This window comes from Embleya sp. NPDC005575, from assembly GCF_040605455.1.
Classification (GTDB): Bacteria; Actinomycetota; Actinomycetes; order Streptomycetales; family Streptomycetaceae; genus Embleya.
In genome coordinates this window covers 1-20,255 of sequence record NZ_JBEXCV010000003.1, presented here as the reverse complement: position 1 = coordinate 20,255, position 20,255 = coordinate 1, and the positions used below count along the sequence as shown (strand labels likewise).

At 69.7% G+C, this 20,255-nt stretch carries 20 protein-coding genes; 6 read left to right on the top strand and 14 right to left on the bottom strand.

Annotation, left to right across the window (positions count from 1 at the left end; translation table 11 throughout):
- Positions 1–66: 66 nt before the first annotated feature.
- The 9 genes from ABZS54_RS01390 to ABZS54_RS01350 form a co-directional block, all read right to left on the bottom strand.
- Entirely contained in the window at positions 67–741 is a 675-nt protein-coding gene (locus ABZS54_RS01390; protein ID WP_020554145.1) for a response regulator, read from the bottom strand.
- Positions 738–3,302 (bottom strand): sensor histidine kinase KdpD, encoded by a 2,565-nt coding sequence (locus ABZS54_RS01385; protein WP_355529396.1) that lies wholly within the window; start codon positions 3,300–3,302, stop codon positions 738–740. Before ABZS54_RS01385 ends, ABZS54_RS01390 begins: the two co-directional genes overlap by 4 nt.
- A gap of 77 nt (positions 3,303–3,379) precedes the next feature.
- Positions 3,380–4,114, bottom strand: a complete 735-nt coding sequence (locus tag ABZS54_RS01380; RefSeq protein WP_355529393.1) for a potassium-transporting ATPase subunit C — start codon at positions 4,112–4,114, stop codon at positions 3,380–3,382.
- Positions 4,115–4,119: 5 nt separating this feature from the next.
- Positions 4,120–6,234: a potassium-transporting ATPase subunit KdpB gene (gene kdpB / locus ABZS54_RS01375; protein WP_355529390.1), complete on the bottom strand. Its 2,115-nt coding sequence runs from the start codon at positions 6,232–6,234 to the stop codon at positions 4,120–4,122.
- Positions 6,231–7,895, bottom strand: a complete 1,665-nt coding sequence (gene kdpA, locus ABZS54_RS01370; protein ID WP_355529387.1) for a potassium-transporting ATPase subunit KdpA — start codon at positions 7,893–7,895, stop codon at positions 6,231–6,233. The genes kdpB and kdpA overlap by 4 nt, the downstream gene beginning before the upstream one ends.
- Positions 7,896–7,985, bottom strand: a complete 90-nt coding sequence (gene kdpF, locus ABZS54_RS01365; protein WP_020555859.1) for a K(+)-transporting ATPase subunit F — start codon at positions 7,983–7,985, stop codon at positions 7,896–7,898.
- A gap of 382 nt (positions 7,986–8,367) precedes the next feature.
- Positions 8,368–9,186, bottom strand: coding sequence for a DUF3710 domain-containing protein (locus ABZS54_RS01360; RefSeq protein WP_355529384.1), 819 nt, complete (start codon positions 9,184–9,186; stop codon positions 8,368–8,370).
- 1 nt (position 9,187) lies between these two features.
- Positions 9,188–9,715 carry a dUTP diphosphatase gene (gene dut / locus ABZS54_RS01355; protein WP_355529382.1) on the bottom strand — a complete coding sequence of 176 codons (528 nt, stop codon included), beginning with the start codon at positions 9,713–9,715 and terminating at the stop codon, positions 9,188–9,190.
- Positions 9,712–10,254, bottom strand: coding sequence for a PaaI family thioesterase (locus ABZS54_RS01350; protein WP_355529634.1), 543 nt, complete (start codon positions 10,252–10,254; stop codon positions 9,712–9,714). The genes dut and ABZS54_RS01350 overlap by 4 nt, the downstream gene beginning before the upstream one ends.
- 137 nt (positions 10,255–10,391) lie before the next feature.
- Here ABZS54_RS01350 and ABZS54_RS01345 point away from each other — a divergent pair, with 137 nt between their 5' ends.
- Together ABZS54_RS01345 and ABZS54_RS01340 are read left to right on the top strand one after the other, a co-directional pair.
- Positions 10,392–11,285: an SDR family oxidoreductase gene (locus ABZS54_RS01345; RefSeq protein ID WP_355529379.1), complete on the top strand. Its 894-nt coding sequence runs from the start codon at positions 10,392–10,394 to the stop codon at positions 11,283–11,285.
- A 32-nt stretch (positions 11,286–11,317) separates the two neighbouring features.
- On the top strand, positions 11,318–11,767 hold the full coding sequence (locus ABZS54_RS01340; protein WP_355529376.1) for a DUF3093 domain-containing protein: 450 nt from the start codon (positions 11,318–11,320) through the stop codon (positions 11,765–11,767).
- Positions 11,768–12,045: 278 nt separating this feature from the next.
- On the opposite strand, the gene ABZS54_RS01335 is transcribed toward ABZS54_RS01340, so the two are convergent.
- Positions 12,046–12,342, bottom strand: a complete 297-nt coding sequence (locus ABZS54_RS01335) for a DUF4193 domain-containing protein (RefSeq protein ID WP_020555852.1) — start codon at positions 12,340–12,342, stop codon at positions 12,046–12,048.
- Between the two features lie 248 nt (positions 12,343–12,590).
- Between ABZS54_RS01335 and ABZS54_RS01330 the strand changes: the two genes are divergently transcribed.
- The 3 genes from ABZS54_RS01330 to ABZS54_RS01320 all read left to right on the top strand — a co-directional run bounded on the left by ABZS54_RS01330 (position 12,591) and on the right by ABZS54_RS01320 (position 15,330).
- Positions 12,591–13,109 carry a gamma carbonic anhydrase family protein gene (locus ABZS54_RS01330; protein WP_355529373.1) on the top strand — a complete coding sequence of 173 codons (519 nt, stop codon included), beginning with the start codon at positions 12,591–12,593 and terminating at the stop codon, positions 13,107–13,109.
- 122 nt (positions 13,110–13,231) lie between these two features.
- Positions 13,232–14,137, top strand: a complete 906-nt coding sequence (locus tag ABZS54_RS01325) for an ATP-binding cassette domain-containing protein (protein ID WP_355529370.1) — start codon at positions 13,232–13,234, stop codon at positions 14,135–14,137.
- On the top strand, positions 14,134–15,330 hold the full coding sequence (locus ABZS54_RS01320) for an ABC transporter permease (RefSeq protein ID WP_355529367.1): 1,197 nt from the start codon (positions 14,134–14,136) through the stop codon (positions 15,328–15,330). Before ABZS54_RS01325 ends, ABZS54_RS01320 begins: the two co-directional genes overlap by 4 nt.
- Positions 15,331–15,402: 72 nt before the next feature.
- Here the strand turns inward: ABZS54_RS01320 and ABZS54_RS01315 are convergent, their stop codons facing one another.
- From ABZS54_RS01315 to ABZS54_RS01305, 3 genes are all read right to left on the bottom strand, one after another.
- Positions 15,403–16,353, bottom strand: coding sequence for an acyl-ACP desaturase (locus tag ABZS54_RS01315; RefSeq protein WP_020555848.1), 951 nt, complete (start codon positions 16,351–16,353; stop codon positions 15,403–15,405).
- A 216-nt stretch (positions 16,354–16,569) separates the two neighbouring features.
- The gene (locus ABZS54_RS01310) at positions 16,570–17,754 is read right to left on the bottom strand and encodes a HAMP domain-containing sensor histidine kinase (protein WP_355529631.1); all 1,185 of its coding nucleotides are present in this window, start codon (positions 17,752–17,754) and stop codon (positions 16,570–16,572) included.
- A 308-nt stretch (positions 17,755–18,062) separates the two neighbouring features.
- Positions 18,063–18,716 carry a response regulator transcription factor gene (locus ABZS54_RS01305; protein WP_020555846.1) on the bottom strand — a complete coding sequence of 218 codons (654 nt, stop codon included), beginning with the start codon at positions 18,714–18,716 and terminating at the stop codon, positions 18,063–18,065.
- Positions 18,717–19,047: 331 nt separating this feature from the next.
- On the opposite strand from ABZS54_RS01305, the gene ABZS54_RS01300 reads away from it, so the two are divergent.
- Positions 19,048–19,221, top strand: coding sequence for a hypothetical protein (locus ABZS54_RS01300; protein WP_020555845.1), 174 nt, complete (start codon positions 19,048–19,050; stop codon positions 19,219–19,221).
- 154 nt (positions 19,222–19,375) lie between these two features.
- On the opposite strand, the gene ABZS54_RS01295 is transcribed toward ABZS54_RS01300, so the two are convergent.
- A complete protein-coding gene (locus tag ABZS54_RS01295; protein WP_355529362.1) occupies positions 19,376–20,167 on the bottom strand; it encodes an inositol monophosphatase family protein in 792 nt (263 codons plus the stop codon).
- Positions 20,168–20,255 lie beyond the last annotated feature (88 nt).

Sequence of the window (20,255 nt, the reverse complement as noted above, 5' to 3'; positions counted from 1 at the left end):
AACGGCCCTCCGCTGCCCGAAATTGCCCGCCGAGCGGGCCTGTGCCCGACCGGGCGAGGCCGCGAGCTACCCCTCGAACCGATATCCCATCCCCGGCTCGGTCAACAGATGCCGAGGGTGCGAGGGGTCGTGCTCCAGCTTGCGGCGCAGCTGGGCCATGTAGACCCGCAGGTAGTTCGTCTCCGTCCCGTACTGCGGCCCCCACACCTCCTGCAACAGCGCACGCTGGCTGACCAGCCGACCTGCGTGCCGAACCAGCACCTCCAACAGATGCCACTCGGTCGGCGTCAGCCGCACGTCGGCGCCGTCCCGGGAGACCCGCTTGGCCGCGAGATCCACCGTGAACGAGTCGGTGACCACCACCGGTGCCTCCTCCTCGGGCACCGCGCGGCGCACCGCCGCCCGCAGGCGCGCGAGCAGCTCGTCCATCCCGAACGGCTTCGTCACGTAGTCGTCCGCACCCGCGTCCAGCGCCGCGACCTTCTCCGCCGACGCGTGCCGCGCGGACAGCACGATGATCGGGATCCTGGTCCAGCCGCGCAGTCCCTTGATCACCTCGACCCCGTCGATGTCCGGCAGACCCAGGTCGAGCAGCACCACGTCCGGATGCCGGTCGGCGGCGGCGGTCAGCGCCGCGGTGCCGTCCACCGCGGTGTCCACGTCATAGCCCCGGGCCTTGAGGTTGATGGCCAGGGCCCGCACGATCTGTGGCTCGTCGTCGACGACCAGGACCCTTGTCATCGCTGTTCCTCCCAAGTGGTTCGCTCCTCGGCCGCAGGGGTTCGCCCCTCGGCTTCGCCCGCGCCCGCCGGCTCGGCCGTGCGCAACGCCAGCACCATCGTCAGTCCCCCGCCGGGAGTGTCCTCGGCCGTCAGCGAGCCGTCCATGGCTTCGGCAAAGCCACGCGCGACCGCGAGCCCGAGTCCCACCCCATTGCCCTTCGGCGCGTCGCCCAAGCGCTGGAACGGCTCGAAGATCCGCTCCTTGGACTCGTCCGGCACGCCGGGCCCGCGGTCGGCCACCCGCAGCTCGACCCGATCCTTGAGCGCGCCCGCCGACACGTGCACCCGGCGGCCCGGCGGATTGTGCTTGACCGCGTTCTCGATCACGTTGGCCAGCACCCGCTCCAGCAGGCCCGCGTCCGCGCACACCGCGGGCAGCGTCTCGGGGATGTCCAGCGCCACCCGATCCTCGGCGACCCCGGCCAACGCGCCCGGCACCACCTCGTCCAAGCCGATGTCGCCCATCAGCGGGGTCACCGTCCCGGTCTGCAACCGGCTCATGTCCAGCAGATTCCCGATCAGTGTGTCCAGCCGGTCCGCACCGAACTCGATCGCCGCCAACAGCTCGGCTTCGTCCTCCTCCGACCAGCTCACGTCCTCGGCCCGCAGACTGGACACGCTGGCCTTGATCGTGGCCAGCGGCGTGCGCAGGTCGTGTGAGACCGCGGCCAGCAGCGCGGTCCGGATCCGGTTGCCCTCCTTGAGCCGGCGCGCCTGGGACGCCTCGGCGACCAACTGTCGGCGCTCCAGGACCACTGCGGCCTGCGCGGCGAACGCGCCGAGCACCCGGCGGTCCTCGGCGGGCAGTACCCGCCCCGACAGGGCCAGCGCCAGCGAGTCGGACACCGGCACGTCCACGTCCGCGTCCTCGGGCCTGACCGCCGGATGCGGCCCCACGCTGCCCACGCACATCCACGGGCTGTGGTGCTCCTCGCGCTGGAGCAGCGCCACCGATTCCATCGCGAACGTCTCGCGCACCCGGTCCAGCAACGCGGGCAGCGCCTGCTCGCCACGCAGCACACTGCCCGCCAGGAAGCTCAGTGTCTGCGCCTCGGCCTGACTTCGCGCGGCCTGATGGGTACGTCTGGCCGCCAGGTCCACCACCGAGGCCACCGACAGCGCGACCAGCACGAAGATGCCCAGCGCGAGCATGTTCTCCGGGTCGTCGATGGTCAGGTTGTGCAGCGGCGGCGTGAAGTAGTAGTTGAGCAGGATCGAGGACACCACGGCGGTGAGCACCGACGCCCACAGTCCGCCGATCAGCGCGACCATGACGGTGACCGTCAGGAACAGCAACATCTCGGTGGACAGGCCGTGACTGTCGCGGGTCGCGTCCAGCGTGTAGGTGAGCGCGGCCGGACCGATCACCGCCACCGCCCACGACGCGATTCGCCGGCCGCGACCCAGCGGGGAGCGCATCGGGCGCAGCACCCGTCCCACGCCCGCGTGCTCGTGGGTGACGATGTGCGTGTCGATGTCGCCGGACTGCGCCGCGACGGTGGCGCCCACGCCCGGGCCGAACAGGTACTGCCAGGGCTTGCGTCGGCTGCTGCCGAGCACTATCTGGGTCGCGTTCACCCCGCGTGCGAAGGACAGCAGCGCGGTGGGCACGTTCTCGCCGACCACCGAGTGGAAGGTGCCGCCGAGCGACTCGACCAGCGCGCGCTGCCTGGCCAGCGCCTCCGGGGAGGCGCCGGTGAGCCCGTCGCTGCGCGAGACGTACACCGCGAGCAGCTCGCCGCCGGAGCCGCGGGTGGCGATCCGCGCGGCCCGACGCAGGAGCGTTTCACCTTCCGGGCCGCCGGTGAGCCCGACCACGATCCGCTCCCGGGCCGGCCAGGTGGCGTCGATCTGGTGTTCGCTGCGGTACTGCTGGAGGTATTCGTCCACCCGGTCCGCGGTCCACAGCAGCGCGAGTTCGCGCAGCGCGGTCAGGTTGCCGACCCGGAAGTAGTTGGACAGTGCCGCGTCGACCTTCTCCGGCGCGTACACGTTGCCGTGCGCCATCCGCCGGCGCAGCGCCTCCGGCGCCATGTCGACCAGCTCGATCTGGTCGGCCCGGCGGGCCACCTCGTCGGGCACGGTCTCGCGCTGCGGCACACCGGTGATCGACTCGACCACGTCGTTGAGCGATTCGAGGTGTTGCACGTTCACCGTCGAGATCACGTCGATCCCGGCGTCGAGGAGTTCCTCGATGTCCTGCCAGCGCTTCTCGTTGCGCGAACCGGGCACATTGGTGTGCGCGAGTTCGTCCACGAGGGCGATTTTGGGTCGCCGGGCGATAACGGCGTCCACGTCCATCTCGGTGAACGAGCCGCCTCGGTGAACCATGTCCCGCCGGGGGACGACCTCCAGACCTTCGAGTGCTTCCTCGGTGGCGGGTCGGCCGTGGCACTCCACGAACCCGACCACGACGTCGCTGCCGCGCCTGCACCGACGTTGTCCCTCGCCCAACATCGCGTAGGTCTTGCCGACGCCGGGCGCCGCACCGAGATAGATCCGGAGCTTGCCGCGTGCCATGTCACCCATTCTCTGCCTCGGGCCGGGGAGTACCGACACCGGCACTCCCCGGCTCCGTGCCCACCACGACCGCCGGGTCAGCCGGCGAGCTTGGCGAGCGCGATGTTGAGGTCCAGCACGTTCACGCGCTCCTGGCCGATGAACCCGACGTCGGGAGCGTCCACGTGCTGGTTTACCAGGGCGCGTACCTTGGCCACGTCAAGACCGCCGCGCTCCTTGGCCACCCGCTCCACCTGAAGCAGCGCGTAGGCCTTGGAGATGTGCGGGTCCAGGCCGGATCCGCTCGCGGTGACCGCGTCCACCGGGACCCGGTCCTCGCTCACGCCGTTGAACTTGGCGACCTGCGCCTTGCGGTCGCCGATAAGCTTGACGAAGTCAGCGTTCTCGGGACCGTAGTTGGACGCGCCCGAGGCCAGGCCGTCGTAGTTGGCGGCCGACGGACGCGGCTGGAACCACTTGGGGTCCGGCTGCGTGCCGACGCCTGCGGCCTGCTCGGTGGTCAGCGCGCCGCCGCCTCGGAAGTAGGTGTAGCCCTCGCCGTCCGCCGTGGCGATCACCTCGCGGCCGTCCGCGTCGAACTTGCGCGCGTTGCCCTCGGCGTCGACCAGGTCGAAGGACTGGCCGACCAGGCTGGAGCCGACTTCCTTGCCGTTGACGCTCACCATCGAGCCGTCGGCCTTGTCCTTGAAGAACGCCTGTGCGACCCCGGTCATGGACAGCGGGTAGAGGATGCCCAGGATCACGGTGAGCACGAGGAAGGCCCGAAGGGACGCGCCCAGGACACGGATACGGGTACTGAAGTTGGTTGCCATCTGAATCAGCCGATTCCGGGGATGAGCGAGACGAGCAGGTCGATGAGCTTGATCCCGACGAACGGGGCGATCAGGCCGCCGAGACCGTAGATCCGCAGGTTGCGACCGAGCAGCTTGTCGGCCGACATCGGCCGGTAGCGCACACCGCGCAGGGCCAGCGGGATCAGCGCGACGATGATCAGGGCGTTGAAGATGACCGCCGAGATGATCGCCGACTCGGGGGTGGCCAGCTGCATGATGTTGAGCTTGTCCAGCGGGCCGAGCGCCTCGGCGCCCTTGATGCTCGCGAACATGGCCGGGATGATCGCGAAGTACTTCGCGACGTCGTTGGCGATCGAGAACGTGGTGAGTGCGCCGCGGGTGATCAGCAACTGCTTGCCGATCTCGACGATCTCGATCAGCTTGGTCGGGTTGGAGTCGAGATCGACCATGTTCCCGGCCTCTTTGGCCGCCGAGGTGCCGGTGTTCATCGCGACGCCCACGTCGGCCTGGGCCAGCGCCGGCGCGTCGTTGGTGCCGTCGCCGGTCATCGCGACCAGCTTTCCGCCCGCCTGCTCGCGCTTGATCAGCGCGAGCTTGTCCTCGGGGGTGGCCTCGGCGAGGAAGTCGTCGACGCCGGCCTCGTCCGCGATCGCCTTGGCGGTCAGCGGGTTGTCACCGGTGATCATCACCGTGCGGATGCCCATCCGGCGCAGCTCGTCGAATCGCTCCCGCATGCCCTCCTTGACCACGTCCTTGAGGTGGATCACGCCCAGGATCCGGGCGCCGTCCACGTCCTCGACCGCGACCAGCAGCGGCGTGCCACCGGCGGCGGAGATGCCGTCGACCAGTTCGCCGGACCGGGCCGGGACTGCGCCGCCGCGCTCGGACACCCACGCGTTGATCGCGGAGGCGGCGCCCTTGCGCACCATCCGCACGCCCTTGTCCTCGCTCAGGTCCACACCCGACATCCGGGTCTGCGCCGTGAACGCGATCCACTCGGCGTGCGCGAGTTCGCCCTGGTGCCGCTCGCGCAGCCCGTACCGCTCCTTGGCGAGCACCACGATCGAGCGGCCCTCGGGCGTCTCGTCCGCGAGCGAGGACAACTGCGCGGCGTCGGCCAGCTCGGCCTCGGTCACCCCGTCCACCGGGACGAACTCGGACGCCTGCCGGTTGCCCAGGGTGATCGTGCCGGTCTTGTCCAGCAGCAGCGTCGACACGTCGCCCGCCGCCTCCACCGCACGCCCCGACATGGCCAGCACGTTGCGCTGCACCAGCCGGTCCATACCGGCGATGCCGATCGCCGACAACAGCGCCCCGATGGTCGTGGGGATCAGGCAGACCAGCAGCGCGACCAGGATGATCATCGACTGCTCGGCATGTGCGTACATCGCGATCGGCTGCAGCGTGACGACCGCGAACAGGAAGACGATGGTCAGCGACGCGAGCAGGATGTTGAGCGCGATCTCGTTCGGCGTCTTCTGCCGGGCGGCGCCCTCGACCAGGGCGATCATCCGGTCGATGAAGGTTTTGCCGGGCTCGGTGGTGATCTTGACGACGATCCGGTCGGACAGCACCTTCGTACCGCCGGTCACCGCGGACCGGTCGCCGCCCGACTCGCGGATCACCGGCGCGGACTCACCGGTGATCGCCGACTCGTCCACGCTGGCCACGCCGTCCACGACGTCGCCGTCACCGGGGATGATGTCGCCGGCTTCGCACACCACGAGGTCGCCGATGGCCAACTCGGTGGCCGCCACCCGCTCTTCGTTGCCACCGACCATGCGCCGGGCGACCGTGTCGGTTTTGGCCTTGCGCAGCGTGTCCGCCTGCGCCTTGCCGCGCCCTTCGGCGACGGCCTCGGCCAGGTTGGCGAACACCACGGTCAGCCAGAGCCAGACGGTGACCACCCAGGCGAACACGCTCGGGTCCTTGATCGCCATGACGGTCGTGATGACCGACCCGATCTCGACCACGAACATGACCGGCGTGCGGACCATGACCCGGGGGTCGAGCTTGAGCAGGGCTCCGGGCAGCGACTTGAGCAGTTGGCGGGGTTCGAACAGGCCGGCCGAGACCCGGCCGGGGCCGGTGGGCGACTCGACGTGTTCTTCGGTGGGGCGTATTGCGGTATCTGTCATGCCAATCCCTCGGCAAGCGGCCCGAGAGCCAGGGCGGGGAAGAAGGTCAGGCCGGTGATGATCAGGATCACGCCGACGAGTTGGCCCACGAACAGGGGCCGGTGCGTCCGCAGGGTGCCCGCCGTGTCCGGGATGCTCTTTTGCTCGGCGAGTCGACCGGCGAGGGCGAGCACGAGGCAGATCGGCACGAAGCGGCCGATCAGCATGGCCAACCCGATCATCGTGTTGTAGAACTCGGTGTTCGCACCGAGCCCGGCGAACGCGCTGCCGTTGTTGTTGGCGCCCGACGTGAACGCGTAGAGCACCTCGGAGATGCCGTGCGGCGAATCCGAATTGAGGATCGCGGCCTGTTCACCGGGCAGCGCGATGGCGATGCCGGTGAAGGTCAAGATGGTGGCGGGCACCACCAGGATGTACATCGCGACCAGCTTCATCTCGCCGGCGCCGATCTTCTTGCCCAGGTACTCGGGCGTGCGGCCGACCATCAGGCCGGCCACGAAGACCGCCAGGATCGCCATGATCAGGATCCCGTACAGGCCCGAGCCCACGCCGCCCGGCGTGATCTCGCCGAGCATCATGCCCAGCATGGTGATCCCGCCGCCCAGTCCGGTGAAGGACGAGTGAAACGAGTTGACCGCGCCGGTGGAGGTCATCGTGGTGGATACCGCGAAGACGGACGAGCCGGGGATGCCGAACCGCTGTTCCTTGCCCTCCATCGCTCCGCCGGCCAGTTCCGGGGCCGCGCCGTTGCCGTGCGCCTCGGTCCACCACATCAGCAGGACGGCGACGAACCAGATCACGAACATCGCGGCGAGGATCGCGTAACCCTGCTTGAGGTTGCCGACGAGGCGACCGAAGGTGCGGGGCATCGAGAACGGGATCACCAGGATCAGGAAGATCTCGAAGACGTTGGTGAACGCGTTGGGGTTCTCGAACGGGTGCGCGGAGTTGGCGTTGAAGAAGCCGCCGCCGTTGGTGCCGAGTTCCTTGATCACCTCCTGCGAGGCCACCGGACCACCGGGGATGGTCTGCGACCCGCCGGAGAGCGTCTGCACGGTCTGCGGATCGGCCAGGTTCTGGATCGTGCCGGATGCGACCAGCACGATCGTGCCGATGATCGCGATCGGCAGCAGGATCCGGATCGAACCGCGGATCAGGTCGACCCAGAAGTTGCCGATCTCGCCCGAGCGGACCCGAACGAACCCGCGCACCAGGGCAATCGCCACCGCCATGCCCACCGCGGCCGACACGAAGTTCTGCACGGTCAGGCCGACCATCTGGACCGTGTGGCCCATCGCGGTCTCACCGGAGTACGACTGCCAGTTCGTGTTCGCGGTGAACGAAGCGGCGGTGTTGAACGCCTGGTCCGGCGTGATCGGCTTCATCCCGAGGTCGAACGGGAGGTGGTCCTGGAACCGCTGGAGGGCGTACAGGCCCAGCAGCGAGAACATCGAGAACCCGAGCACGCTGCGCAGGTAGACGGTCCAGCGCTGCTCGGCGTTCGGATCGGCGCCGATCAGCTTGTACAGGACGCGCTCACCGCGCAGGTGCTTGTCGCTGGAGTACACACGGGCCATGTAGTCGCCGAAGGGGCGATGGACCGCGGCCAGGACGGCTATCAGCAGGGACAGCTGGAGTATCCCCGCGAGCGTGACGCTCACCTAGAACCTCTCGGGGAAGATCAGGGCCAGGACCAGGTAGCCGAGCAGGGCGATGGCAACACTCAGGCCGACGATGCTGTCCGCGTTCACAGCTTCGCCACCCCCTTGGCGATCAAGACGACCAACGCGAAGAACGCGATCGTCAGGAATACGAAGGCCAGATCAGCCATCGCGGATGCTCCTTGGGACGGACAGGCGCTTGATCGCCCGTAGCGAGGACATTGATAGCACTTCCAAGCCGTCAAAAATCCCCATTAATCGGGCAAAACCCAAAGCGTTGGCGGCGCCCTAACGCCCCCATATGCCTTCTTGATGCGCCCTTGACGTCAAGATTCGAAGCAACCCGAAACCGAACACCGCAAGGCCGACGCCGCCCGTCGCCCACACCCCCACGAACCCGGCGCCGGAACGCACGAAGCCCGGCCCCGCCTTTCGGCGGAACCGGGCTTCGGTGTCTTCGGGTTTTTCGCCGCTACCGGACCTCGGTGATCTCCGGGCCACGCTGGAACGGGTCCAGATCGCCCGCGAAGCGGTCCTCGTCGGCGCCCTGCGGCGGCACCGCGAGCCCGCTGTTCGGGTCGACCTGGGCGTTCTCCGGCAGGCGCAGCAGGATCGGGTCACGCGGCGCCATCGGCTCGTTGCCGCGCACCACCACGGTGTCGCGGAACATGGTCTCCAGGTCGGCACCCACGCCGGGGTCCACCGCAGCGCGACCGGAGATCACTCCGCGCAGGAACCAGCGCGGCCCGTCGCACCCGACGAAGCGGACCAGCTGGTGGCCCTGCGTGCCGTCCGGAAGCTGGACCGGCACCTGGGCCCGAAGTTCCCAGCCGAGGCCGGCGTCCTGCTCGTCCACGATGCCACCCTGCTGGGTGATCCCGGAGGCGATCTCGGCGCGCACCTCGTGCCAGATGCTCTCGTTGCGCGGGGCGGCGAACGCCTGCAGCTGCAGACCGCTGTCCTCCAGCACCACGGTGGCGGCGATGATCAGGTCGTTGGAGACCTCGACCCGCAATTCCATCCGGGGATCGCTCGGGATGAGCATCCCGCCGAGGTCGATGCGGTCCTCGTGCGGGTCCTCGAGCTCGTCGAAGTCCCACGGACCGTCCGGCCGGGGCGCGGGCGGGATCGGTCGGCTCAGCTCGTCGAGGTCCGAGTCGTCGGAGGCTTGCGCTGCCCCGTCGCTCGACACCTCGTCGGCATCGCCCTCGTCTTCGATGATGTCGTCGAGGTCTTCGCGCTCCTCGACGGGCAGATCATCCTTTTCGCTGCGTCGACGACGACCGAACACGTCACAGTCCTTCCCTGTCGGAAGCCGAGTCTTGCACGATGCCCGCGTTGCCCGCCGCCACGGCGCTCGAAACGCCGATCGCGGCGTGCCCGCCGGTGGATCCGAAGCCGCCTTCGCCGCGCCCGGAACCGGGCAACTCGGCGACCTCGTGGAACCCCGCTCGCTCGACCCGTTGGATCACGAGTTGGGCGATTCGGTCGCCGCGACGAAAAACGACCGGCGTACGCAGGTCGTGGTTGACCACGACAACCTTGATTTCGCCACGGTATCCCGCATCGACGGTGCCTGGGGCGTTCACCAGGGATACTCCGCACCGCGCGGCGAGTCCGGAGCGTGGGTGCACGAACGCGGCATAGCCGTCCGGGAGCGCGATCGCGATGCCCGTGGGCAGCACCATCCGCTCACCGGGAGCGATCTCGGCGTCCTGCGCGGTCACCAGGTCCGCGCCGGCGTCGCCCGGGTGCTCGTACGCGGGCAGCGGAAGCCCGGGGTCGAGCCGGCGCACCAGGATGTCCACACTCGTGCTCACGGGTTCACCTCGAACGCTCGGGCCGCCTTCATCAGGTCGGGGTTGTCCATGACGCGCTGTACGTCCTCCGTACGTCCATTGTCGACGAAGTGCTGGAGTCCCACGCTCACGAACAGCGCCGCGGCCTCGACCGCGACCGGCCCGTCCGGGGCGTCGAGCCGGCCCACCGCGCGCGAGTAGATCTTGCGGCCGGCCACCGCCTCGCACCACGCGTGGATGTACAGCGTGGACCCCACCGGCACCGGGCGGCGGAAGTCCGTCTCCAAGTGCCCGGTCACCGCCGTGGTGTGCAGCATGTACCCGATCGCCCCGAGCGCCTCGTCGAACGCGCAGGTCAGCAGCCCGCCGTGGGCCAGGCCCGGGGCTCCTTGGTGCAGCGCGGTAACGGTGAACTCGGCGTCCACGGACACGCCCTCGCCGGCGCGCGCGCGAATGCGCAGCCCGCCGGGGGCGGCCTCGCCGCAGCCGAAGCAGTCGCTGTAGTGCTCGCCCAGCTCGGTGCCGGGAGGAGGTGCGTCCGGGTGGGGCTGGGGCACCACCGCATCCGGAGGCGGGGTCAGGGATGTTGGTCGACTCACGCCGAAGGACACTACCGTCGTTGCGACCGACACCCGCGCAGAGGCTCGGGGGCCTCCAGCGCCGCGGCCCGAAAGGGGCGCGGGACGGAAGGAAGCGCATGACCAAGAGCGTGGTCGTCACCGGGGCTACCGGTGGGATCGGCCTTGCCATCGCCCTGGAGCTGGCGGGATCCGGCTTCGACGTGATCGGCACGGCCAGGACCCAGGAAGGGGCCGAGCGCCTGCGCGAGGCCGCCGAGCGCGCCGAGGTGGGCGTGCGCACGGTCCTGCTCGACGTCGCCGACGCCACATCGACGGTGCGGGCCTTCACCGAGATCGCCCAGATGACCGCCGGCGGCCCGTGGGCCGTGGTCAACAACGCCGGGATCGCGCAGCCGGGTGCGATCGAGGACGTGGACGACGAGCAGATCCGCGCCCAGTTGGAGACCAACCTGATCGCGCCCGCCCGGATCGCCCGCCTGGTGCTGCCGCAGATGCGCCGGCGTCGGGACGGGCGGATCGTCAACATCTCGTCCGTCTCCGGCCGGGTCTCGTCACCGTTCGTGGGTTGGTACTGCGCGAGCAAGCAGGGGCTGGCCGCGATCACCGACGCGCTGCGGATCGAGACGGCCGGGTTCGGCGTCAAGGTGGTGTTGATCGAGCCGGGCAGCTTCGGCACCGACATCTGGGAGCGCGGCATGTCCCGACTGCCGCCGCGCAAGACGTCGGCCTACAACGACTCCTACGACCTCGCCGACGCCGTGGTGCGCCGGGCCAAGACCCTGCCCGCTCCGGCGCCGGTCGCACACGCGGTACGTGTCGCGCTGAGCGTGCCGCGACCGCGGCCTCGTTACCTGGTGGGCAACGACGCCAGGGCTGGTGCGCTGCTCGACCTGGTGGCGCCGACCGCTCTTTCGGATTACGCCAAAGGGGTGGCGACCGGCCTGCGTACGCCTCCGGAGCGGGTCACCCGCGCCCTGGCCCGATTGACCCGACGGCACGGCCCCCGCTGAACCGTGTGGGCCACGCATGACAGGCTGGTGCCATGCAGGCGTACAGCGAACGACTCGGCGTGCCGGCCTCCTGGTGGGCCCTGACCGTCCTGATGGGCATCTCGGGCGGGCTGGTGGGCTTGGCCTTCGGCATCGCGGCGACCATCGTGCTCGCGTTGGCCCTGGGTGCCCTGACGGCGTGGGCCACCGCTGCCTACGGCGCGGCGCGGATCACCGTGACCGAGACCGAGCTGCTGGCGGGTCGGGCCAGGATTCCGCTGACCGCGCTCGGAGCGGGCGTCGCGCTCGACGCCGAGCAGGCCCGCTCGCTGCGGATGGAGAACGCGGATCCGCGCGCGTTCATGGTGCTGCGCGCGTACATCCCATGGGCCGCGCGGATCGAGGTCACCGACCCGGCCGACCCCACGCCCTATCTCTATCTGTCCTCGCGCAACCCGCAACGTCTGGTCGACGTCGTGGCCGCGCTGCGCGCCCGCGCCTGACCCGGGTGCGGACGGGCTCGATCCCGGCTCGGGCGAGCCGGGAGTGAGCGAATCGTCCGGTGGCCGGGTGGTCACCGGACAGTCAAGAACGCCCGCCGGTGAGTCGGCGGACGTTCGACTTCGTACGTCATGCGTGCGGCTTCATCACATCCCACGCTCCGTATCGTGCTCTCGCGCTCAAGGACTCTCGGCGAACGTCGACGGTCCAACTCCTGCCGGTACCCGTATGGCGTGTGCAGGGTTGCCGTTCATCGCCGGTCGTCCTCGACCGCACACGATCAGGCGCAGTCGCTGCAGATCGCCTGGCCGTCCTTCTCCTTGGCCAGCTGGCTGCGGTGGTGCACCAGGAAGCAGCTGGAGCACGTGAATTCGTCGGCCTGCTTCGGGACGACCCGGACGGACAGCTCCTCATTGGAGAGGTCCGCACCGGGAAGCTCGAGAGACTCGGCCTGCTCGAACTCGTCGACGTCGACCGAACCGGCCGACTTGTCCACGCGCCGAGCCTTCAGCTCCTCGATGCTGTCTTCGTTGATGTCGTCATCGGTCTTACGCGGGGTGTCGTAGTCGGTTGCCATGTACCTCTCCCCCTCCGGGTGGATCTGCGGTGCTCAATCGTGCGACATCGCCCGAGGACCTTCGTGGACGATGCCTTCAGCGCACGTAACGCGCGAGGGGCCGGAGTTGTGCCCGACCCGAAGCGCAGATTTTGCCTTACATCAAGGCTCGTTACGCAATCGACACCCAACCGAACCCCCAAAGAGGTGACTTGGTTGGATGGGGGGCCACTGTAACCCCGTACCGCCCTGCACAACCAGGAGGAATCGTGACGGTCTACGCGCTGGGTGATCAAATACCCAAGGTGCATCCCGATGCATACGTGCACCCGGATGCGGTCGTGATCGGCAGCGTGGAGATCGGCGCGGATTCTACGGTGTGGCCGGGTGCCGTACTGCGCGCCGATCACGGCCGGATCGTGATCGGCGAGCGTACGTCGGTACAGGACGGGTGCGTACTGCACACGACGGCGCCGTGGCCGACGGTAGTGGGCGACGAGTGCGTGATCGGTCACATTGTGCATTTGGAGGGCTGCGTGATCGAGGATCGCTGCCTGGTGGGCAACGGCGCGGTGGTCATGCATCAGGCCGTGGTGCGCACAGGTGCCCTGGTGGGAGCAGGTGCGGTGGTCGGAAATCGGATCGAGGTGCCGCCCTACGCGATGGCGCTGGGAGTGCCGGCCAAGATTCGCGAGAACGCCGTTTCGCCGGGCGCGTTCGCCGAGGCGGTGCGCAGTTACGTCGACAACGGTCGCCGATTCCGTCGGGACCTGCGCCGGATCGACTGATCGGCGGGTCGCTCGCGATCGCCGGGGTGTGTCGGATCGCACACGTCCGCTTCGGCTTGAAGGCCCCGTTCGCCCCCGTATATAAGTGCGACACGGGGGCTGGGAATCACACGGGGAGTGTTGTGCTCGAGTTGGCCGGCCTGGACAAACGATTCGGTGAAAAGGTCGTCCTCGACGATCTGTCACTGACCGTACAACCAGGCCAAATGTTTGGTTTTGTCGGTACCAACGGTGCCGGAAAGACCACGACCATGCGTATCGCGCTGGGCGTGTCGGCGCCGGACGCGGGCGCGATCCACTGGCGCGGCGCGCCGGTGGATCGCGGCGTGCGGCGACGCTGGGGCTACATGCCCGAGGAGCGTGGTCTGTATCCGAAGATGCGTATCCGGGATCAGCTGGTCTACCTGGCCGAGCTGCACGGGATGACCCGCGCCCGGGCGCACGAGTCGGCCGAGCGCTGGTTGGACCGGCTCCAGGTGGCCGGCGGGCCCGCGGACCGGCTGGAGACCCTCTCGCTGGGCAACCAGCAGCGGGTCCAGCTGGCCGCCGCGCTCGTGCACGAGCCGGAGCTGCTGGTCCTGGACGAGCCGTTCTCCGGCTTGGACCCGGTCGGCGTGGACGTGATGGCCGGCGTGCTGCGCGAGCGCACCGCCGCGGGTGCCTCGGTGGTCTTCTCCAGCCATCAGCTGGAACTGGTCGAGTCGCTGTGCGACGCGGTCGGGATCATCAACAACGGGCGCATGCACGCCGTCGGTACCGTCGCCGAGCTGCGCGGGGACGATCGGGCGGTGCGCTACCGGGTGCGGCTCGCGCAGGCGCCGACGGGCTGGGCGGACGAGTTGCCCGGGCTGAAGGTGCTCTCCGCGCAGGACGACACGGTGCTGGTCGAACTGCTTGCCGGGACGAGCGAGCAGGCGCTGCTCGACGCGGCCCGGGCGGCGGGCCGGGTGCTGGCCTTCGCGCCCGCGACCCCCTCGCTCGCCGAACTCTTCCGCGAGGTCGTCAACGGGACGGAGGTCGGCGCGTGAGCACCGGCGGCAGCACGTTTTGGTCCGCCGTGCGTCTGGTCGCGCGCCGCGAGTTCACCGAGCGCATCCGGGACCGGGGCTTTCAGATCTCGGTCGGGGTGATGCTGGCGATCCTGCTCGCGTCGGTGGCCATCCCGGCCGCGCTCGGCGGCGACTCGGACGAGTACGACGTGGCCTTCCTCGGCCCGCAGCAGACGCAGTTGGCGCAGACCGCGCAACGTCAGGCGACGCTGCTGGACGTGGACGTGCGGGTCGGCTCCGTCGCCGACCGTGCGGCGGCCGAGCAGGCGCTCTCCGACAAAAAGCTGGACGCGGTCGTGGACAACGGCCGAATACTGGTGGACAGCAAGCTGGCCGATCCGTTGGCGGCCGTCCTGCAGAGCTCGTGGGCCACCGTGGAGCGCGACCAACGCCTGGGCGCGGCGGGCATCGACCCGAGCGCGGTGAACCAGGCGTCGGCGATCGCGCCGATGCCCAAGACCACCCTGGATCCGGACGCCGACCAGCGCGACGCGCGCAAGGGCATCGCCTTCATCGGCACGTTCGTGCTCTACGGCATGCTCATGCTGTTCTGCATGTGGGTGGCCAGTGGCGTGGTCGAGGAGAAGTCCAGTCGGATCGTGGAGATCCTGCTCGCGACCGTGCCCGCTCGCGCGCTGCTGACCGGCAAGATCCTCGGGATCGGCCTGCTCGGCCTGCTCCAGATGCTGGTCACCGCGGTGGTCGGGCTGGCCGCCGCGTCCGCGCTGGGCTCGATCGAGTTGACCGGCGCGATGATCTATCCGGTGACGCTGGTGCTGCTGTGGTTCGTGGTGGGCTACGCGATCTACGCGTGCATGTTCGCCGCCGCCGCGGCCCGGGTCTCGCGCCAGGAGGACCTGCAGAACGTCATCACGCCGATGACCTCACTGTTGATCGCCTCCTTCGTGGCCGCCGTCGTCCTCGGCCAAAAGGGCGGCACGCTCGCCCACGTGCTGGCGTATGTGCCGCCGTTCTCGGCGATGCTGCAACCGACGATGACCGCGGCGGACGAGGTCTCCGTGCCGGAGAACCTGGCCGCGTTCGCGATCGCGCTGCTCGCCCTCGTGGGGTTGATCCGGCTCGCGGCCCGGATGTACGAAGGCGCGGTGTTGCGGATGGGCGGCAAGGTCGGCTTCAAGGAGTCGCTCGGCGGCCCGGCCCGCAAGCGCTGAACCGGAGCGCGCATGCCAAGGCCCGCCGTCCCGAGGGGGCGACGGGCCTTGTCGTGTTCCGGTCGGGCCGACTCAGCGTCGGTTGGCCGCCTTGCGAGCCTCCAGGGCGAGCCGGCGCTCCTCGAAGCGCACCACCTGGGAGTCCAGGCCGCCCAGGAACAACGCGAGCTCCTCACGGGCCTTCTCGCCCTCCGGACCCAGGTCCGTGCGCTCCATGATCTTGAGGTTCCGCAGCACCGGCAGGATCACGTCGTTCTGGTGGATCGGCAGGTTGTACACGCCGCCCACCGCGAGCTTGGCCGCCGCGCGCTCGAAGCCGCTGATCCCGTGCCCGGGCATCCGGAAGTCGGTGACCATCTCGGTGACCGCGCGCATCGCCTGGTCCGGGGCGATCTCGAAGGCGGCCTTGAGCAGGTTGCGGTAGAAGACCATGTGCAGGTTCTCGTCGGTGGCCACCTTCGCGAGCAGCTGCTCGGCGATCGGGTCGCCACACGTGCGGCCCGAGTTGCGGTGCGAGACCCGGGTGGCCAGCTCCTGGAAGGTCACGTAGGCGATCACATGCAGCGGATTGTCCATGTGGTCGCCCTGGTAGCCGGCCTCCATGTGCTCCATCCGCGAGCGCTCCAGCGCGACCGGGTCCACGGCGCGGGCGGCCATCAGGTAGTCGCGGATCGCGATGCCGTGCCGGCCCTCCTCCGCCGTCCAGCGGTGCACCCAGGTGCCCCACGCGCCGTCGCGGCCGAACATCGCGGCGATCTCGTAGTGGTAGCTGGGCAGGTTGTCCTCGGTCAGCAGGTTCAGGGTCAGCGCTATCCGGCCGACGTCGGTGAGCCCGGACTCCTCCGGGGTCCACGCCTCGCCTCCGAGCACGCCGTCGAAGTCGCGACCGGCGCTCCACGGCACGTACTCGTGCGGGAACCACTCCTTGGCCACCGCGAGGTGGCGGTCCAGCTCGACGGCGACGACCTGCTCCAACTCGCGAAGCAGGTGCTCACCGGTGGGGGCGGGGGCGAGAAGGTTCATCGGCTCTCCAGGGCATAGGCAGACAACGTCGTACAGCGGCAGACACGGAGGACGGCGCTGTGCATCGCCCGCACGACGCGTCCCTACGATTCCGTAACTTACGACAGCGTAGGTTGGTTCCACCCCAAGACGGAAATGTGATCCACGACTCTCGTACGTATGTACGACGAAATCGGGTCGCGGCTGCCGACCGCACCGGGCGGCGGCCGGCGTCGATCAGCCCACCGGGAAGCCGATCCGCATCATCAGACCGCCCTCTTCCCGCGGCTCGACCTCGATCCAGCCACCGTGCGCGCGCACGATCGAGCGCACGATGGACAGCCCGAGCCCCACGCCCTTGTCGCTGGCGATCCGCTCCGTGCGCAGCCGCCGGAACGGCTCGAACATGTTGTCCACCTCGTAGCCGGGCACCACCGGCCCGGTGTTGACCACGGTCAGCACCGCGACGCCCGCGGCGGACTCGGTGGAGATGTCGACCGTGCCGTCGGGCCGGTTGTAGCGCACCGCGTTTTGGATCAGGTTCATCGCGACCCGTTCCAGCAGCACGCCGTTGCCCTGGAGCACGGCGGGACCGAGTTCGTCGTGCAGGCGCACCTTGCGCTCGGCCGCCTCCGCGCCGGTCTGGTCCACCGCGCGGCGGGCCACCTCGGCCAGATCCACCGGCTTGCGCTCGGTCAGCTCGTTGTCGCTGCGGGCCAGCAGCAGCAGGCCCTCGATCAGGCCCTCGCTGCGCTCGTTGGTGGCCAGCAGCGTCTTGCCGAGCTGTTTGAGCTCGACGGACGCGTCCGGGTCGCCGAGCGCGACCTCCAGGAGGGTGCGGTTGATCGCCAGTGGCGTGCGCAACTCGTGCGACGCGTTGGCGACGAACTTGCGTTGCGACTCCAACGAACGATCCAGCCGGTCCAGCATGTCGTCGAAGGTGTCCGAGAGCTCCTTGAACTCGTCGTCCGGCCCGTCCAGGTCGATCCGGCGGTGCAGGTTGGATCCGGCCACCTCGCGGGCGATCGAGGTGATCCGCTCCAGTGGGCGCAACACCCGGCCCGCCATCACGTAGCCGAAGCCGAAGGCGATCACCGACAACAACAACAACGCCAGCAGCGACTGCTGGAGCAGCGAGTTCAGCGCGGCGTCGCGCTGGTGGATCTGCTGGATCGTCTGCCATTGCTCGAACTGTTCGGGCGTCATCGGCACGCCGTTGATGGTCATCAACGTGTTCGGCGCCAGGCTCAGGTTCAGCCGGCCCTCGTTCAGGCTCTGCCGCACGAGCAGGTAGACGGTGCTGAGCAGCAGCACGCCGGCGATCAGGAACATCCCGCCGTACAGCGCGGTCAGTCGCATCTTGATGGTGGACCGCAGCAGCGCGGGCAGCTGCGAGGGGGCCATCCGCGACAGCCGCGACATCTCCGCCGCGTCGTCGGCGTCCCGGCCCAGGATCAGCCGCCGACCGCCGGTGGTCGGGCGCTGCGGGTCGCGGGCGGGCTCGCGGTTGGGCTTGGGCGGCGCGCCGGGCGGCGCACTGGGACGCGGCGGCTGGGGTGGGCGGCCCGGACGCGGCGGTGGACCGGGTTTGGGCGCCGGGCTCGGCTTCGCGGGCGTCGAGATCGGCTTCGCGGGCGCGGTCGAGGCGCCCGCAGCCGGCTGCGCGGAGCCGGCTGCGGTACTTCCGGCTTCCGCCGGGACGGCCCGAGAGCTGTCGTTCATGGCGGTCCTCAAATGCGGTATCCGGCGCCGGGCACGGTCAGGATGACGGGCGGCTCGCCGAGCTTGCGGCGCAGCGTCATGACGGTGACGCGGACGACATTGGTGAACGGGTCGGTGTTCTCGTCCCAGGCCTTCTCGAGCAGTTGCTCGGCCGAGACCACGGCACCGTCGGCGCGCATCAGCACGTCCAGCACCGCGAATTCCTTGGGCGAAAGGTGCACCGGGACGCCCTCGCGCAACACCTCGCGCCGGTTCGGGTCGAGCCGGATGCCGGCCCGCTCCAGCACCGGCGGCAGTGGGGAGACGGCCCGTCGGCCGAGCGCGCGCACCCGGGCGATCAGCTCGCTGAACGCGAACGGCTTGGGCAGGTAGTCGTCCGCGCCCAACTCCAGGCCCTCGACCCGATCGCTGACGTCGCCGGCAGCGGTGAGCATCAGCACCCGCATCGGAATGCCGGTCTCCACCACCGCCCGGCACACATCGTCGCCGTGCACGATCGGCAGATCCCGGTCGAGCACCACCACGTCGTAGTCGTTGACGGCGATCCGCTCCAGCGCCGCCTCCCCGTCGTACACGACGTCGACGGCCATGGCTTCCCGGCGCAACCCGGTTGCGACCGCGTCCGCCAGGAGCTGCTCGTCCTCGACTACGAGAACCCGCACCGGCTGTGCCTCCTGCTCGAAGAAAGGGGATGGATCCGTTGTCCATCTTCCCCCGCGCCCCGGTAAAGCCCCGGTAAGCCGACCGGCGGCCCGGGGCGGGCGGGGCCGGCCGGTCGAGCCGGTCGGGTCGCGAACGTTACGGCACCCCCCGAGGGAGGGAAGGATTCCGGTACGCCCCGGAAAGTCCGACACCGTGCCGTTGGGTAGGACAAGTCCCCTGGTCAGACCCCTCGACCGGGCTTCGCCAAAGGCCCGGATCGGTGTTTCCCCGGCGTTGTGCGGGGGGAGGACATCCGAAACCGGCGACGACGAGTGACATTGGGGCGGCCTTATGGACGAATTCACGGCCGGCGTACTGCGACGCATACGTGAGACCGAGCAAGCGCTGAAGCAGGCCTGCGACACCGGCGACGACTTCCTCGTCGAGGTCGAGCAGTCGGAGCTGGACGACCTCCTGCGGATGGCGTCGGAGCACGGCGTGCGGGTGCTTCCCGAAAGCGCCTGAGCCACGGCGAGATCACCCGAATCACAGGCGAACACCAGGCACACGGTTTCTTTCCCCCGGCGAGGTCCCCGAGCGGACGCCGGGGGTTCGGCTGTCGGGCCGAGCGTGGGCGGGGCCCGGATCACGCGATCCGGGCCCCGTGCACGCTCCGGGTCTACGCGTGCAGGGCGGCCAGGGCGGTCTCGAGTTCGGCACGCAGCCCGGTGGGCGCGGCCAGGCACACGCTCGACCCGTCGGCCTCGGGCCACAGGTCCTCGATCACCTCGGCGCCGGCCTCGCGGGCGATCAGCGCGCCCGCCGCGATGTCCCAGGGGTTCAGGCCGCGCTCGTAGTAGGCGTCGACTCGGCCCGCGGCCACCGAGCACAGATCGATCGCGGCCGAACCGCCCCGGCGCAGGTCGCGCACGCGCGGCAGCAGCGCACCGATCACCACGGCCTGCCGGGTGCGCCGCTCGACGGTGTAGCCGAATCCGGTCGCCACCAGCGCCCGGGCCGGCGCCGACGCGGGGCGGCAGTGGATCGGCTTGCCGTTGCGATAGGCGCCGCCGCCGCGCACGGCGTGGAAGGTCTCGCCGACCACCGGCACCTCGACCACGCCCAACAGGGTGCCCTCGGCCGTCTCGGCGGCGATCGACACGCACCAGCCGGGCAGGTCGTACAGGTAGTTCACGGTGCCGTCGATCGGGTCGATCACCCAGCGCACGCCGCTGCTGCCCGCACTCTCGTCGCCCTCCTCGCCGAGGAAGCCGTCGTGCGGTCGGTGGGCGCGGATCCGTTCGATGATCAGTTTCTCCGCGGCCGTGTCCATCTCGGTGACCACGTCGGTGGGGCTGCTCTTGGTCGCCGCGACGCCGAGGTCGGCGGGACGCTCGTGCAACAGGAAGCCGCCGGTGTGCCGGGCCGCGTCGCGAGCGATGGCCAGGAGTTCCGCGGTGTCGATCGTCATGGGCCCATCCTGCCGGCGCGACTACCCGAGCAGCGCCGCTCCGCGCGGCGCCCGGGCGGCCGCCTCCGGGTCGGCGCGCAGCGCCCGC

Excerpts from the sequence above, each read along its gene's own strand:
- ABZS54_RS01390 (WP_020554145.1), bottom strand. The coding sequence starts at position 741 with ATGACAAGGGTCCTGGTCGTCGACGACGAGCCACAGATCGTGCGGGCC.
- ABZS54_RS01385 (WP_355529396.1), bottom strand. The coding sequence starts at position 3,302 with ATGGCACGCGGCAAGCTCCGGATCTATCTCGGTGCGGCGCCCGGCGTC.
- ABZS54_RS01380 (WP_355529393.1), bottom strand. The coding sequence starts at position 4,114 with ATGGCAACCAACTTCAGTACCCGTATCCGTGTCCTGGGCGCGTCCCTT.
- kdpB (WP_355529390.1), bottom strand. The coding sequence starts at position 6,234 with ATGACAGATACCGCAATACGCCCCACCGAAGAACACGTCGAGTCGCCC.
- ABZS54_RS01345 (WP_355529379.1), top strand. The coding sequence starts at position 10,392 with ATGACCAAGAGCGTGGTCGTCACCGGGGCTACCGGTGGGATCGGCCTT.
- ABZS54_RS01340 (WP_355529376.1), top strand. The coding sequence starts at position 11,318 with ATGCAGGCGTACAGCGAACGACTCGGCGTGCCGGCCTCCTGGTGGGCC.
- ABZS54_RS01335 (WP_020555852.1), bottom strand. The coding sequence starts at position 12,342 with ATGGCAACCGACTACGACACCCCGCGTAAGACCGATGACGACATCAAC.
- ABZS54_RS01315 (WP_020555848.1), bottom strand. The coding sequence starts at position 16,353 with ATGAACCTTCTCGCCCCCGCCCCCACCGGTGAGCACCTGCTTCGCGAG.
- ABZS54_RS01310 (WP_355529631.1), bottom strand. The coding sequence starts at position 17,754 with ATGTCGCGGCTGTCGCGGATGGCCCCCTCGCAGCTGCCCGCGCTGCTG.
- ABZS54_RS01300 (WP_020555845.1), top strand. The coding sequence starts at position 19,048 with ATGGACGAATTCACGGCCGGCGTACTGCGACGCATACGTGAGACCGAG.
- ABZS54_RS01295 (WP_355529362.1), bottom strand. The coding sequence starts at position 20,167 with ATGACGATCGACACCGCGGAACTCCTGGCCATCGCTCGCGACGCGGCC.